The 14,111-nt window shown below is 73.7% G+C and carries 15 protein-coding genes and 1 tRNA gene; 7 read left to right on the top strand and 9 right to left on the bottom strand.

Annotated features, from left to right (window positions below):
• Positions 1 to 41: 41 nt before the first annotated feature.
• The 3 genes from GY42_RS09330 to GY42_RS09325 all read left to right on the top strand — a co-directional run bounded on the left by GY42_RS09330 (position 42) and on the right by GY42_RS09325 (position 2,370).
• A complete protein-coding gene (locus GY42_RS09330; protein WP_152667256.1) occupies positions 42 to 503 on the top strand; it encodes a hypothetical protein in 462 nt (153 codons plus the stop codon).
• A 76-nt stretch (positions 504 to 579) separates the two neighbouring features.
• Positions 580 to 1,176, top strand: coding sequence for a hypothetical protein (locus GY42_RS18980; protein WP_152667255.1), 597 nt, complete (start codon positions 580 to 582; stop codon positions 1,174 to 1,176).
• 369 nt (positions 1,177 to 1,545) lie between these two features.
• A complete protein-coding gene (locus tag GY42_RS09325) occupies positions 1,546 to 2,370 on the top strand; it encodes a DUF5677 domain-containing protein (protein WP_152667254.1) in 825 nt (274 codons plus the stop codon).
• Positions 2,371 to 2,597: 227 nt separating this feature from the next.
• Here GY42_RS09325 and GY42_RS09320 read toward each other — a convergent pair.
• From GY42_RS09320 to GY42_RS09300, 4 genes are all read right to left on the bottom strand, one after another.
• Positions 2,598 to 3,796 (bottom strand): IS3 family transposase gene (locus tag GY42_RS09320; RefSeq protein WP_152667253.1). Its coding sequence is split into 2 segments (ribosomal slippage): positions 2,598 to 3,515 and positions 3,518 to 3,796, totalling 1,197 coding nucleotides; the frame shifts between segments, so codons are not numbered across the junction.
• Positions 3,797 to 4,019: 223 nt separating this feature from the next.
• A tRNA-Lys gene (locus GY42_RS09310) sits at positions 4,020 to 4,092 on the bottom strand.
• Between the two features lie 364 nt (positions 4,093 to 4,456).
• Positions 4,457 to 4,726 carry a hypothetical protein gene (locus GY42_RS09305; protein WP_046529124.1) on the bottom strand — a complete coding sequence of 90 codons (270 nt, stop codon included), beginning with the start codon at positions 4,724 to 4,726 and terminating at the stop codon, positions 4,457 to 4,459.
• A gap of 109 nt (positions 4,727 to 4,835) precedes the next feature.
• The gene (locus GY42_RS09300; protein WP_046529123.1) at positions 4,836 to 5,672 is read right to left on the bottom strand and encodes an SDR family oxidoreductase; all 837 of its coding nucleotides are present in this window, start codon (positions 5,670 to 5,672) and stop codon (positions 4,836 to 4,838) included.
• 81 nt (positions 5,673 to 5,753) lie between these two features.
• Between GY42_RS09300 and GY42_RS09295 the strand changes: the two genes are divergently transcribed.
• Complete coding sequence (locus GY42_RS09295) at positions 5,754 to 6,434, top strand: TetR/AcrR family transcriptional regulator (RefSeq protein ID WP_046530767.1); 681 nt, start codon at positions 5,754 to 5,756, stop codon at positions 6,432 to 6,434.
• Between the two features lie 211 nt (positions 6,435 to 6,645).
• On the opposite strand, the gene GY42_RS09290 is transcribed toward GY42_RS09295, so the two are convergent.
• The gene (locus GY42_RS09290) at positions 6,646 to 6,858 is read right to left on the bottom strand and encodes a DUF7455 domain-containing protein (RefSeq protein ID WP_046529122.1); all 213 of its coding nucleotides are present in this window, start codon (positions 6,856 to 6,858) and stop codon (positions 6,646 to 6,648) included.
• Positions 6,859 to 7,060: 202 nt separating this feature from the next.
• Positions 7,061 to 8,602 (bottom strand): non-reducing end alpha-L-arabinofuranosidase family hydrolase, encoded by a 1,542-nt coding sequence (locus GY42_RS09285; protein WP_046529121.1) that lies wholly within the window; start codon positions 8,600 to 8,602, stop codon positions 7,061 to 7,063.
• Positions 8,603 to 8,900: 298 nt separating this feature from the next.
• Between GY42_RS09285 and GY42_RS09280 the strand changes: the two genes are divergently transcribed.
• Positions 8,901 to 9,446, top strand: a complete 546-nt coding sequence (locus GY42_RS09280; protein WP_046530766.1) for a DUF488 domain-containing protein — start codon at positions 8,901 to 8,903, stop codon at positions 9,444 to 9,446.
• Here the strand turns inward: GY42_RS09280 and GY42_RS09275 are convergent.
• A complete protein-coding gene (locus GY42_RS09275; protein ID WP_082131444.1) occupies positions 9,419 to 10,255 on the bottom strand; it encodes a TetR/AcrR family transcriptional regulator in 837 nt (278 codons plus the stop codon). The genes GY42_RS09280 and GY42_RS09275 overlap by 28 nt on opposite strands.
• Before the next feature lie 24 nt (positions 10,256 to 10,279).
• Between GY42_RS09275 and GY42_RS09270 the strand changes: the two genes are divergently transcribed.
• The gene (locus GY42_RS09270; RefSeq protein WP_082131443.1) at positions 10,280 to 11,587 is read left to right on the top strand and encodes an MFS transporter; all 1,308 of its coding nucleotides are present in this window, start codon (positions 10,280 to 10,282) and stop codon (positions 11,585 to 11,587) included.
• Positions 11,584 to 12,213, top strand: a complete 630-nt coding sequence (locus GY42_RS09265; protein ID WP_082131442.1) for a hypothetical protein — start codon at positions 11,584 to 11,586, stop codon at positions 12,211 to 12,213. The genes GY42_RS09270 and GY42_RS09265 overlap by 4 nt, the downstream gene beginning before the upstream one ends.
• An 87-nt stretch (positions 12,214 to 12,300) precedes the next feature.
• On the opposite strand, the gene GY42_RS09260 is transcribed toward GY42_RS09265, so the two are convergent.
• Both GY42_RS09260 and GY42_RS18195 read right to left on the bottom strand, forming a co-directional pair.
• Entirely contained in the window at positions 12,301 to 12,711 is a 411-nt protein-coding gene (locus GY42_RS09260) for a TIGR03618 family F420-dependent PPOX class oxidoreductase (RefSeq protein WP_046529120.1), read from the bottom strand.
• 74 nt (positions 12,712 to 12,785) lie between these two features.
• Positions 12,786 to 14,021: a hypothetical protein gene (locus GY42_RS18195; RefSeq protein ID WP_152667252.1), complete on the bottom strand. Its 1,236-nt coding sequence runs from the start codon at positions 14,019 to 14,021 to the stop codon at positions 12,786 to 12,788.
• Between the last annotated feature and the right edge of the window lie 90 nt (positions 14,022 to 14,111).

Below are 14,111 nucleotides of genomic sequence, written 5' to 3'. Positions count from 1 at the left end.
CTCGGGTGCTGGGCGAGGAGTTCGGGCGGTCAGCTCGGGAGATGAACCGTCTGCTGAGGACGCACGGGTACCTCCACGGCGAGCCAGGCGCGTACGGGCTCACCGAGAAGGGCGAGCGGTACGCCGAGGAGGTGTCTCACTCGCGCGGAACGGGTGGATACGCGCACTACAACCGCCACTGGGAGACGCGGACTTGGAGCGACGAGACGGCAGCAGCGCTTGCCGCCGACATCGAAGCGAGTGACGTCGAGGATCACCCAGACCTGCTCGACCCGGTTGACGAGTGGTCGAGCGCGGACGACGCAGACGAGACGGCGCGCGTCACCAGCAACTTCCGCCTGCCAACCACGGCCGTGGTCGCGGTCGTCGCGGTGAGCGGGTTCTTAGTCATTCGGTATGGCAAGCCCGTCTGGGAGCAGCGAGTGAAACCAGCGGCCCGCAGACTGCGAGAGAGACTCGCGGGCGAACGGACCCCAGCGCCCTACGAGGACGAGCCCGCATAGGCGTCGATGTAGGCCGCGGCGCAGCAACGGCTCAGCCGGTCTCGCCTGAGTCACACCGTCCGAAAGGGAACGCCGGATGTCTGGCTTCACTCGCGACCCGCTCCACTACGGCGATGCGTTGGTCTACGAGGCGCTCCAGGGCAAGTGGCGGCGGTACCACCAGCACTGCGGGTGCGGGGAGGACTGGGTCGATGCGCATGCGATTCCGGCCGGGTTCCGTGTAGTTCGACGCCGACCTGGGTTCGTTGCGCTCGTCGGCCCAGGTCTCACTGAAGGCGTCGACGAGGAGCGGCTGACTACCAACGCGCTCTGGCGAGCGGTTGTCGGAGCACCCGGACCGCAGGGCTGGTTCGAGCGGGTCCAGATCTTCGAACGGAGCGAGGAGGAACTAGCGCAGAAGAGCACCCGACGGCGCGCTGCCCGCAGCCCGGAACGACTCGACCGCCGGCGTAAGGGTGTAGCAGGCGAGCCGGTTACCGAAGCCCAGGGTCGCTACCTGAATTCCTTGGCCACAAAGATCAGTCGGGAGCGTTTCGACGAGCTCTATGCAGTCGCCACGGCGAAGACGGCAACCGAACAGCGCCAACCGGGTGAGAAGACGTCCGCGCTGATCACGCGCTTATCGAAGGCATCGGCACGCGTACTCATCACTCTCCTCGTTGAGGGGCGTTAGTCGGGATGATGCTCTTGCCGGCGTCAGCCAGAGCGTTCCAGACAGGCTGTAGACCGTTGCGGCGATCGTCAGTTCTCGGATGGGAACGGTGGCGGCGAGGCAGGGAGGGGGGTGTCATGGGTGTCACCTCCCGGTGTCACCCACAACCCTAAGAGAACACCTCAGGAGACCCTCAAGGGACCCGAACTGTGAGCTCGCGCGCAACCCGCGCTAGCTTGCGGACGTGCTGCGCACTCCGCTTGAGGGTGATGAAGCCGAGCGGATCAGAGGCACATCGACACGCGAGGAGCGGTTGAGGCTCGCGGCGCCCGTCCCTACGGGGAGGCGAGGTGGCAGTGTTCTCAGGCGCTCGGCTGCCATGATCGCAACATGGCGGAACGGGACGAGCAAGCGGCGCCTACGGCAGAACGATGCCATGAGCTGATCGAGGCTCTCGTCGGGACATGGAACCTCAGTCGGGAGAACGCCCGATTCCCGGCGGCAGTTGATCGGGCCTTCGCGCCAGTGCTGTTCGCTCACGTCGCGCACACTCTGCAGCTCGCGGCCGCGGTCTCTGAACTGCAGAAGGTCGGGCAGGGCCTCGTCATGATGCCGCTGGTCCGACAGGTGATTGAGTGTTCGATCCGCGCTGTGTGGCTCGAGCAGTACCGAGGCAACGTCCAAGCAGTCCTGCGCGAGGGCCTTCGACAACGCAGAAACCTGCTCACGAGTGCCGTGAAGGCGGCATGGCTCGATGAGTCCGACGACGTTGTACGGAACGCCGACCGGAGACTCGAGGACGATCAGGCGACGTCCGGACGCAACTTCGAACGGATCTGTGCGGAGATAGACGGAGGCGACCGCGAGTACGCCCTGTACCGATTCGCGTCCGCCCTGACCCATCCCGGCAACGACCTCATCGAGCACTACCTCGGCACGAGCGACGCAGCGGGTAGCGGGATCGGCTTTGTGCCGGACCCCGAACTCGGGGCCGCTGACGCCTGGCTCGGCATCACCGCGCAGCACGCTCTCGTCGCGGCGTGCGCGTGGGACCGCGCGGAACTTGGGCGTCGTTATCGCGCCGACTTGCGCCCTTGGGCAGAGGAGTTCGGCGTGGAGCGAGCCCGGCCGGGCATGACTGGGAGCGGCTTTCAAGCCGCGAATCGTGCCGAGACGCGCCGACGGCGCGCCCGGAAGGCCGGGCGGAGAGATTAGGTCCGGCGCGGCCTAGCCTCCAGCGCTCGAACTCGTGGCGGTGAGCTTCGCTCGCAGGTGATCGGCTGCTTGCGTGCGCCCTTCGATGCGGAGGCTCACCCAGACCCGCCACGGATCCACCACGTTCATCTTGTCTAGCGTCAGACCAGGTAACGCCCGTGGGTCTTCCACCACGGCGAGAGTCACTGTTGCCTGAGATGCCGGCGCTGGCACGCAACCTGCGGCGGTCAGGTCGGGCCTGATGCACGAGTAGGTGACAGCTGGTCTCGGGCGGCGAGTGCGACCTGAGTGGCCATGATGGTCTCGAACTCGATCGGTGTCAGCCGTCCGAGTCGGTGCTGGCGTCGACGGCGGTGATAGGTCCTCTCGATCCAGGTGATGATCGCGATCCGCAGGTCCTCGCGGGTGGCCCAGCGCCGCCGGTTCAGGACGTTGTTCTGCAGTAGGGAGAAGAAGCTCTCCATGGCGGCGTTGTCGCCGGCGGAGGCGACCTGGCCCATCGAGCCGACCAGGGCATGGCGGGCCAGGACGCGGGCCACCTTGCGGCTGCGGAACTGGCTGCCCCTGTCCGAATGCACCACGCACCCAGCGACCGCCCGACGTCTCTGCACTGCGCTGACCAGCGCGTTCACCGCGATCTGGGAGGTCATGCGGTCGCTGATCGAGTAGCCGACGATCCGGTTGGAGAACACGTCCTTGATCGCGCAGAGGTAGACCTTGCCCTCCGCGGTGGGGTGCTCGGTGATGTCCCACAGCCATAGCCGGTTGGGCGCCTCAGCCCGGAACTGGCGCAGCACGAGGTCGTCGTGGGCTGGCGGGCCGGCCTTCTTGGCGCCCCTGGCCCGTGGCTTCCCGAATGCCGACCACCAGCCGTTGGCGGCGCAGATCCGCCACACCCGCCGGTCGCACGCCCGGCGCCCGGCGCGGGCAGCCTCGTCGGCCAGCAGCCGGTAGCCGAACTCCGGGTCGTCCCGGTGGGCGTCGAACAACGCGTTCGCGAGGTGCGCCTCGTCGAGTTCACGGGCACCAACCGGAGCAGCGAGCCAGCGGTAGTAGGGCTGTCTGGCGAGCTTGAGGACCCGGCACGTCACCGCCACGGGGATCCCGTCAGCGGCGAGCTCGCTCACGAGCGGGTAGAGCCTCTTCCCGGCAGATGAGCCTGCGACAAGTACGCCGCCGCCCGACGCAGCACCTCGTTCTCCTGCTCCAGCAGCCGGATCCGCCGGTGGGCCTCACGCAGCTCGGTCGACTCGGCGCGGGTCACGCCCGAGCGGGTCCCGTCCTCGACGTCGGCATCACGCAGCCAGTTGCGCAGGCACGACTCGGCGATCCCGAAGTCGGCTGCGACCTGCTTGATCGGAGCATCCCCGCGGCGAGCCACGGCCACGACATCGTCACGGAACTCCTTGGGATAGGGCCTGGGCACGGTGCACATCCTTCCAGCGGCGCCTACGGCGCCACAGGTGGGTGTCACCTACTCGTGCATCAGGCCCCCAAGTGCTCCAGGACCGCTACATTGCTCGCGTGCCGGCGTCGACCATCGCGGCGGACCTCCGCGATCGCGCTCCGCGGCTCGCGCTCGTCGTGAACCAAGAGAGTGACTCTGAGAGTGACCCTGCGGTGATCGCCAAATAAAACCCCAGGTCAGGTGGGCCCCGTGGGGATCGAACCCACAACCCGCGGATTAAAAGTCCGCTGCTCTGCCAGTTGAGCTAGAGGCCCGGGTGATGAGGGGCCCGCTCGTGGAGACGCGGGACAGCACCCGTGTCGTCCGCGCGCGGCGGGAGGGCCGCTGCGGCTGACGGACCGACGGTACAGGCTGGGCGGAGCGGGCGGTGCTGGGTGCCCGGGGGCGACGCTCGTCACCGGCTCCCGGACCGTGCTGACCGACGGGACGTGTTACGTCGACGTCGAGCGGTTGCCGCAGGTCGACCGGTCGTGGACGTGGAGATCAGGTGGAACGACATCGCGTAGAGCTCGACCGGATGAGCGAGCGGCCCGCTCCAGGTCCGGCGGCTGCCCACCGTCGGGACGCCGCACTCGCCGAGGTCGTGGCCGGCCGGGGCGCCCCGGCCGGCCGTGACGCTCAGACGGCGTAGTACCAGACCTGCGCGCGCCACGGGTACGACGCAGCGCCGGTGTTGGTGCACGGGGTGTGGTTCTTGTAGATCCCCTGCGCCTTGAGGTCGTGGATGTCGCCCTGGAGCGCGGAGTTGCAGCCGCTCGACGTGGTGGACGCGATGACGTAGCTGGTGACGGTCGCGGCCTGCGCCGGGACGGCGGCGGCGATGCTGCCCGCCGTGAGCAGGCCCGCGGCGGCGAGCGTGGCTCCGAGCTTCCTGGTGATGCGCGGCATGGCGGTTCCCCCTGCGTGTCGGAATCGGACGCGACCAGTGTCAGCGGCGGTGTGACAGCCCGCAACCGTCGTCGCGCGCGGCGTCGTGCAGGGCGCCACGCGGCGCACGTCAGCGGAACAGGTCGACGTGGTCCTCGACCCAGGTGCGGAACGTGCGCGCGGGGCGCCCGGTGAGGCGCTCGTGCTCGAGCGACACCGCGGGCGTCGCGCCGACGGCTGCGCGCCAGTCGCCGATGATCTGCCGCACCCACACCTCGGGGACGTGCCGCGCGAGCAGCGCCGCCGACTCGGCCTCGGTCTGCTCGACGATCCGCACCTCGCGCCCGAGGACGTCGCCGATGGTCGCGACCTGCTCGCGGAGCGTGAGCACCTCCGGGCCCGTGAGCACGGGGGCGGCGCCGAGCAGCGCGTCGCCGGTGAGCGCGACGACCGCGACGTCGGCCACGTCGGCCTCGTGCACGGGCACCTGCACCGCGTCGGGGTGCGGCAGCGGCACCGTGCCGTCGGTGCGGATGCTCCAGCTCCACCGTGCGGCGTTGCTCGCGAACCCGCCGGGCCGCAGGAAGGTGTGCGCCACGCCGGAGTCCTCGACCGCGCGCTCGACCCGCAGGAAGCGCGCGCCGTTGAAGTCGTCCGCCGCGCCCGGTGCCGTCACCGCGGACGACGACAGCAGCACGACGTGCCGCACGCCGGCCGCGGTGACCCGCGCCAGCAGCGGCTCCGGGTGCGTCACGTCCGCGTAGAGGAAGACCCGCTCCACGCCCTCGAGGGCCGGGTCGAACGACGCGGGGTCGTCGAGATCGGCCGCGGACGTGCGCACCTGCGGCGGCAGGCTCAGTCGCTCGGGCGTGCGGCTCGTCGCGCGCACCTCCACACCGCGCTCCAGCAGACCCGCGACCACCGCGCCGCCCACGGCACCGCTCGCGCCCACCACCAGGACCACCATGACGTCTCCCTCCGTCGACACGAACAGTGTTCGCGAACAGTGTTCGTCGCGAACTGCGTTCGTGTCAACTACGCTCGCGCCATGCCGACGCCACCCGAGCCCGCGTCGCGGCGCGAGCGCCCGGCCAAGCCCGCGCTGTCGCGGCAGGCGATCCTCGACGCCACGCTCGCGCTCGTCCGCGAGCGGGGCGTCGAGCGGGTCTCGCTGCGCGACGTCGCGCGAGCCGTCGCGACCGGGCCCGCGTCGCTGTACGCCTACTTCGACAGCCGCGAGACGCTGCTCGAGCACGCGCTCGACCACGTCTACGGCACGGTCGAGCTCGTCGACCCCGAGCCGCACGGCTGGCGGGCCGCGCTCGCGGGCACCGTCGTCGGCACCGTCGAGGCGCTCGAACGGCACCCCGGCCTCGCGACCGTCGCGCTCGGCACCATCCCGACCCTCCCCGGCGCCCTGCGCCTCGCCGAGCACGAGCTCGACCTGCTGCGCCGCGGCGGCGTCCCGGACGACCGGGCGGCCCTGGCCATCGACCTCATCGCGCAGTTCGCCGCCGCGACGGCCGTCGAGCGCACCGCCCGCGGCGGGCCGGGCGGGCGCGGCGCGGACCCCCGGCACGCGCACGACGTCTACGCGGACGTCGACCCCGACCGCTTCCCGCACGTGCACCGGCTCGCGGGCGCGCTCACCGGACCCGACGGACGTGCACGCCGGGACTTCGCGATCGACGTGATCCTCGCGGGGCTCGGCGCGACGGCGACCCCCTGACGCGGGCAGCGTGCGCCGACGACGACGCCCGGTCGAGGACGACGCCCGGCCGGTGACGACTACGGCCTGGGCGTTGCGAGCCGGCACCGCGACTGCGCGATGCCACGACTGCCCGATGCCATGACGGCCTCGTGCGACAGCGGCCCGGGACGTCGGTGACGTCCCGGGCCGTCGTCGTGCGGCCGGAGGGCACCCGAGGGCGCCCGCACGGTCACGCGTCGATGAGGTGGCGCTCGTCGAGGACGACGGCACCCGCGGAGAGCAGCTTGGACTCGTGCGCACGGAAGTGGTGGCCGCAGAACAGCAGCTCGGCGCCACCCGCGGTGGCGAGCGTCGCGCGGACGTACGCCTGCGCGCCGCAGCGGTCGCAGCGGTCCTGGCGGGTGAGCTGGGCGGTGGGGGCGTCGGTGGTGATGACGGACATGGCCGGACTCCTCGTCTCCTCGGGGCCCGCGGCGGGTGTCGGGGCGACGTCCTACCGCGTTCTGCTCACCTGAACCATCGTCCATCCGCGGGTCTTCCGCGAGCGTGTTCGCTCAGCGGGGAACCTGGCACGCGGACGGGGCCGGGGTGCGGCCCTCGGGAGGACCCCACCCCGGCCCCGTGCACGGCGACCGACGGGACGGCTACCGCTGGAGCGTCAGCAGCCCCGGGCGGTACGGCCACGTGTGGTACTCGCCGCCCGAGCCCGGCGCGCGACCCTGGTACAGCATCTGCAGGTTGCACGGGTCGATCGTCATGGTCTGGTCGGCGTTGGTGCGCAGCAGCTCACCGTGGCTGATGTCGTTGGTCCAGGTCACGCCCGTGTTCGTGCGGCCCGCGAACGGGTTGTTGAACGTCGTGGCGTTGGGCGTCCACGTGCCGTCCAGGCTCGTGGCCGTGAAGGACCGGAAGTAGCGACCCTGACCGTTCTGCGCCTCGACGATCATGAGGTACTTCTGCTGGCCCTGGAGCTTGTAGACCTGCACGGCCTCGAACAGGTTCTCGGTCGTGTCGGTCATGATCGTCTGGTACGACGAGCCGAAGTTGCCCGGGAAGTTCCCGATCGGCATCGACGCCCGGTAGATCCGGCCGTTGTCACCCGCGAAGAACAGGTACATGTTCCGGTCGTCGCCGATGAGCGCCTGGTCGATCGGCCCGGTGCCGGAGTTGCTGATCGAGCCGGTGAACAGGTTCTGCGGCGCCGACCAGGAGTTCACGTCGGCCGGGTTGGTGGACGTGCGGTACGTGAACGCCGCGCCACCCCACTGGTAGGCGAGCACCCACACGTTCTTCGGCGCGAAGTAGAACAGCGACGGCGCGACCGCGCTGAACGGCATGCGGTTCTGCGCGACGGAGCCCATCTGGGAGTAGTTCGTGAACAGCCCGAAGTTCATCGAGCCCCAGTTGCGGCCGTCGTTCGTCGTGGCGTAGACGAGCTGCTGGCCGTTGTAGGGCGCGACCGTGAAGTCCTTGAGCGAGACCCAGCCGTTCTGCGGCTGCGCGAGCGCACCGGTCGACGTCCACCGGTAGCTCGTGGGGAGCTGGCACGTGCCGCCGGGGTTGCCGGGCGTCGGCGTCGGCGTCGGGGTGGGCGTCGGGTTGGTGCCGCCGCCCAGGCGCACGAGCTGCCACTGCTGGTTGGCGCCGCCCCAGTTGGTGTACTGCACGACGTTCGCGCCGTCGGCGGTCGAGGCGCCCTGCACCTCGACGGCCTTGTTGGACTGCCGGTTGATGAGGATGACGTACCCGTCGCCCGCGTCCTGCAGCCGGAACCGCTGGTTGGCCTGGTTGTGGTCGGTGTACTGGTTGATCGCGGCGCCGTCGGCGGTCGACCAGTTGTAGACGTCGAGCACCTTGCCGGACAGGCGGGACTTGATGCGGTAGTCGCCGTTGCCGGAGTCGACGAACTGCCACTGCTGCTGCTGGCCGTCGTTGCGGGTCCACTGCGTGATGCGGGCGCCGTCGTTCATGGCCAGGTTGTAGACGTCGAGCGCCTTGCCGCTCTGGCGGTTGATGAGCACGTACGACGCGTTCGTGTCGACGGTCGCGGCCGTCGCGGCGGGGGCCGTGGCGAGCGCGAGCCCGCCGGCGGTCACGGCGGTCGCGGCCGCCACGACGGCCGACGTCCAGCGGCGTCGGGTCCCCCGCACCGGGGCGGCGGCCCCGAGCGCGCGTGCTGGTCTCATGGTGCTCTCCTTCGAGTCGTCCGTGGACGGGGTGGGTCGAAGCGGTTGCTCCGCGTGCGACCTGCGCGGACCCGCGACGTTGCTGGGTCGGCGCAGCCGGGGCGGACCGCGATGTGAACCTTCACATTGCCACGGCCCCTACGCCGGTTTGAAGGGGTCCGTCGTGGAGTTAAACGTTTACTCACTCGCGGGGGGTGCGCTTTCCGGTGGTCCGGACCGGGCGCAGCGGGGACCCGGAGGTGCCGGGTGCCCGGCCCCCGGCGTGCGACCCTCGGTCGGCGTCGGCAGGGTCGGGGCGATGGCGGCACGACTGGTCACGTTCGGGCACGGCACGCTCGCGCAGGAGGAGATCGCGCACGTGCTGCGCGGCGCCGACGTGCGGCACGTCGTGGACGTCCGACGCTTCCCCGGCAGCCGCCGCCACCCCCACGTCGCACGCGAGGCGCTCGCCGCGTGGCTCCCCGCGGCGGGCGTCGGCTACCGCTGGGAGGAGCGGCTCGGCGGACGTCGCCGCCGCGCCGCCGACGACGACCTCGACACCTGGTGGCAGGTCGACGCGTTCCGGGCCTACGCCGCCTACGCGCGGACGGACGTCTTCGGTGCCGCGCTCGCGGACCTGCTCGGCCAGGTGCGGACGGTCGACGGCGAGGTCGCGGTGATGTGCAGCGAGGCGGTCTGGTGGCGGTGCCACCGCCGCGTCGTCGCCGACGCCGCCGTCCTGCTGCACGGCGTCGATGTCCGGCACCTGGGCCACGACGGCCGCCTCGCGCCGCACCCGCCCGCGGCCGGTGCGCGCGTCACGCCCCGTGGCCTCGTCTACGACGCGCCGCGCGAGCCCGCCTGACGAGCCTCGTCGCGCGAGCCTGCCTGACGAGCCTCGCGCCGCGAATCCGCCTGACGAGCCTCGCCGCGCGGGGGTGCCGCCGGTGTGTGGTCGCGCGCTCCCGCCTCGCGTGTGCCCTCGGGCGACCCCGCCTCGCGTGTGCTCTCGGGCGATCCGGCCTCGCGTGTGCCGCCGTCGGGCGACCCGGGCGGCGGTGCGGCGCCCGCCGTCGTCCGGCGCGGGTCGCGGTGACGCGCGACCGCGGCGGCGGCGAGCCCCCGCACGTCGGCGGGCGCGCCCGCGGTGCCGGTCACGCCGTCGCGGGCGCGCGCGGCGAGCGCGCCGTCGTAGAGCAGCAGCAGCTCGGCGGCGAGCGCGGCGGGGTCGGCCGCGCCGGTCGCCGCGGCGAGGTCGTGCAGGCGCTCGCGCAGCAGGTGCGTGTCGGCCACGAGCCACGCGTGCGCGGGGTGACCCGGGTCGGTGACCTCGACGGCCGCGGCGAGGAACGCGCAGCCCCGCCGCGTCGGTGTCGGGCCCGGGAACGCGTCGAGCGCGTCGAAGACCGCGAGCACGCGGGCGTCGGGGTCGTCGCCGCAGCGCGCGAGCGCGTCGTCCCGCGCGGCGCGCCACCGCGCGTGCCGGCGCTCGAGGTAGGACGCGACGAGGTGGTCCTTGCCGCCGAAGTGCGCGTACAGCGTCGCGGGTGCCACCTGCGCGCGGCGCAGCACGGCGTCGACGCCGGTCGCGGCGATGCCGTGCTCGGTGAACAGCTCCTCGGCCGCCGCGAGCAGGCGCTCGCGTGCCTCCGGGGGTGCCGTGCCGCTGGTCATGTGCCTACCGCAACGATCGTGACAGTGAAACGATCGTTACGGCCGGGCGCCGCGGGTGTCGTCGCCGGGGGAGCGGGCCTCGTCGCGGTGACGTACGGCGTCGTCCGGTACGGGTACGGCCTGCAGCTCCCGGCGATCACGGCCGAGCTCGGCCTCACCCCGGGCACCGCCGGGCTCGTGGCCGCGGGCAGCTTCGCCGCCTACAGCGCGACCGCGCTGCTGGCTCGCCGGCTCGTGCCGCGCCGCGGCGCGCGCGTCGTCCTGTGGGTCGCGGCGGTCCTCGCCGCGGCGGGCGGCGTCGTCGTCGCGCTCGCGCCGTCCGCCGCGGTGCTCGCGGTCGGCGTGCTCGTCGCCGGTGGCGCCGCCGGTGCCGCGTCGCCCGCGCTCGTCGTCGCCGTCGCGGCGCGCGCGGCGCCCGCGCGGGTGGACCGTGCGCAGGCCGTCGTCAACGCCGGGACGGGGGCGGGCGTGGCGGTCGCGGGCGCGGTGGCGCTCGTCGCGCCGCACGCGTGGCGGCCCGTGTGGGCCGGGGCCGCCGTCGCGGCGCTGCTCGTCGCCGCCGTCGTCGACCGCGCCACGTCCTGGCCCGCCCCGACGGGCGTGGGGCGGTCCCGTCCCCCGGGCGGCGCGGACGGGCGGTCGCTGCGGCGACCCGCGCTCGCCGCCGTGCTCGCGGGCGTCGGCAGCGCGGCGGTCTGGACGTTCGGTCGCGACCTCCTGACGACGACCGGCGGGCTGCCCGCGCGCACGTCGGCGGTGCTGTGGTGCCTGCTCGGGGTCGCCGCCGTGCTCGGTGCGGTCAGCGGCGACGCGGTGCGCGTGCTGGGGCTGCGCGGCGCGTGGTGGCTCACCGCCGTCGCGAGCGCGGTCGGCACGCTCGGCCTCGCGCTCGCCCCCGACCGTCCCGTGCTCGCGGGGCTCGCCGCCGCGCTGTTCGGTGGTGCGTACACCGCCCTGAGCGGGGTCCTCATCGCGAGGGCGGCACACCTGCGACCCGCCGCGCCGGGCCCCACGACCGCCGTGCTCTTCGTCGCGCTCACGGCGGGCCAGGCCGTCGGCGCCACGGTGACGGGCGCCGTCGCCGACGCCGTCGGCCCCGTCCCCGCGTTCCTGCTCGGTGCCGTGCTCCTGCTCGCCGCCGCCGTCCCGGCACCCCGCCGGACGCCGCAGGCCGCCGGCGTCCGCGGCGGGCCGGCCCCGGGCGTCGAGCCGTCGGAGCGCACGCCCGACGCCGTCGCGCGGGGTCGCCCGCCGGGCGTGCGCACCGCACGCCCTCGTCGTACGGTCGCCGCGCGCCGGGCCGACCCGGGCGCGGGGGGAGGGGTGCGATGACGACGACGCGCACCGGCCTGCCGGCCCCCGTGCCGCGCCTGCTGCTCGCGGGCCCGGGCGGTGTCGTGCGGGCCGCGGGTGCGGTCAGCGTGCTCGTCGCCCTCGTCGCGCGCGGACCCGTCGACGCCGTGCTGCTCGTCCTCGTGCTCGGCGGGCTCGTCGTGCCCGTCGTCGTGCGCGCCCCCGCCGCGCTCGACGCCGCGTACGGCGCGTCGCTGCTGGTCGCGGCGTGGTGCGCGGTCCTCGAGCTCTACCAGGCGGTGCCGTGGCTCGACGTGGTCGCGCACGTCGGCGTCACCGGACTCGTCGCGGCGGTCGCGCACCTCGCGCTCGCGCGCACCACGGGCGCCGTGCCCGACCCGACCGCCGCGCTTCACCCGACCGCCGTGCCCGACCCGACCGCCGTGCACGGCCGCGCCGCGCGCGCGGGCGCCGTGGTCGTCACGGTCGCGCTCGGGCTCGCGCTCAGCGCGCTGTGGGAGGTCGGCGAGTACGTCGGCCACACCTACGTCGACGACGCGATCTTCGTGACGTACGCCGACACGATCGGCGACCTCGTGGCGGGCGGCGTCGGGTCGGTCGCCGCCGGGCTGTGGCTCGTGTCGCCGGGTCGGCGCGGCACCTGACCGGCGTCGGGCCCGCGGCACCGCACGGGCCCGACGCGCGGCGGTCCCGGTGCGCCCGCGCGCCGTCGCGCGACGGCCCGGAGGGTCTCAGTCCTGCTTCGCGGCGCCCCAGCCGTGCCAGTGCTCGACCTCGACCAGCACGCTCACGCGCGCGCGGTCCCGCACCGGGTACGGCTTGCCGCCGTAGTGCACCGACAGGCGGTCGATGTCGACGAGGTCGACGTCGTCGCGCCACTCCACGACGCGACCTTGGACGCTCACGTGCGTGTACCAGCTCTCCTGCGACAGCGCCGTGAGCGAGACCCGCGGGTCGTGCCGCAGGTGACGCAGCCGCGCGCGCGACGCGTCGAGGTTGAGCAGCACGCGGCCGTCGTCCTCCAGCAGGTACCAGGTCGCGACCGTCACCGGGTGGCCGTCGGGGTGGATCGTCGCCATCACCGCGGGGTTGGGCTGCGCGAGCAGCGCGGCGACGTCGGCGGGCAGGGGAGGCGTGGGCACGGCGGGTCCTCTCGACGGGTGCGTCCAGTGTCGCGCGGGCGTGCGCCGACCTCGCCCGCGGGGCCCCTCTCCGTTCACGCGCGGGCGTCGTGCGGCCCGGAGGGCGCGCCGCCGCCGCCATGCTCGCCACCGACATGCTCGCCGCCGTCACGCGCGCTGTCGCTTCCGTCCTCGCCCTCGCTGTCGCCGTCGCTTCCACCCTCGACACCGCTGTCGCTGTCGTTCGCCTCGAGCCGCGGCAGCGGCCCGGTCGACAGCGGGGCGACCGACTCGGGCGTCAGTGCGGCGAGGGACCGCCGCAGCGTCGTGACGACCGCCGCGACGACGAGCCCCACGGCGTCGTCGGCGTCGGCGGACGCCTCGTGACGGCGCAGCTCGTCGGCGAGCCCCGCGACCGCGCGGTCGGCCGCGCGGCGGCTGCGGGCCGTCGGGTCGGGCTCGGCCGTGGTCGTCGCGAGCGCACGCAGCGCGTCCGCGGTCGGGCGGCGCAACGCGTCCGGCAGACCCCGCACGGTCGTGCCCCACGGGGCGTCCTCCGACAGCGACTGCAGGTCGTCGACCAGGCCGGCGACGCGCTGCAGCGCGCGGAACTCCTCGGACCGGTACGCGACGGCGCTCCGCTGCCGGCGCGCCGCGCGGTTGCCGCGCGTGGCGGCGTGCAGCTCGTCGACGGTCAGGCGGGCCCGCCCCAGCGCCTCGGTGAGCCGTGCGCGCTCGTCGGTCGCGTCGTCGGCGGCGTCGTCCTCGGTCGCGACGAGCGCGGTGGCCAGCGCCGTGAGCTGCTGCACGCACGCCTCGCGCAGGGTCGCGAGCGCGGCGTCGGTGCGCTCGAGCGGCAGGCCCGGGCGGATCGCGCTCGCGAGAACCGCGCACGCCGCACCCAGCAGGAACAGCCCGCCGTACGTGAGGGCGTAGCCGACCTCGTCCCCGGCCCCGAGCAGCAGCACGAACATCCCCGCGACGGGGACGTACGACCGTGCGTCGCCGAGCCGCGGCAGGCCCGCGAGCAGCGTGCCGACCCCCACGACCACGGCGATCGCGGCCACGCCCGTGCCGAGCGCGGCGTCGACGCCGATGCCGAGCAGCGCGCCGAGCGCGATCGCGGCGAGCGTGCGGACCGTCGCCGACACGGACTGCGCGACCGCGGAGTACGTCGTGACGGCGGCGCCGAACGGTGCGTAGAAGGCGTACTCGCGGACGTCGGGGAGCTGGAGGGCGAGCAGCCACGCCGCGGTCGCCGCGGCGGCGGCGCGCACCGCGAGGCCGAGGCGCGGGTGGCGCACGAGGGTCCGGACGGGTGGGCGGGGCATCCGGCCAGTCGATCCCGGGCCGGTGGGTGCGGCAAGCCGCGCGACGGGATCCGGGGCGCAGCGCGTCGGGTGGGCGGCTGCGTCCTCTCG

It is taken from the genome of Cellulomonas sp. FA1, assembly GCF_000986825.1.
In the GTDB taxonomy this organism is placed as follows: domain Bacteria; phylum Actinomycetota; class Actinomycetes; order Actinomycetales; family Cellulomonadaceae; genus Cellulomonas; species Cellulomonas iranensis.
The sequence above is the reverse complement of the archived record's forward strand: the minus strand, read 5'-3'. Positions and strand labels throughout refer to the sequence as shown.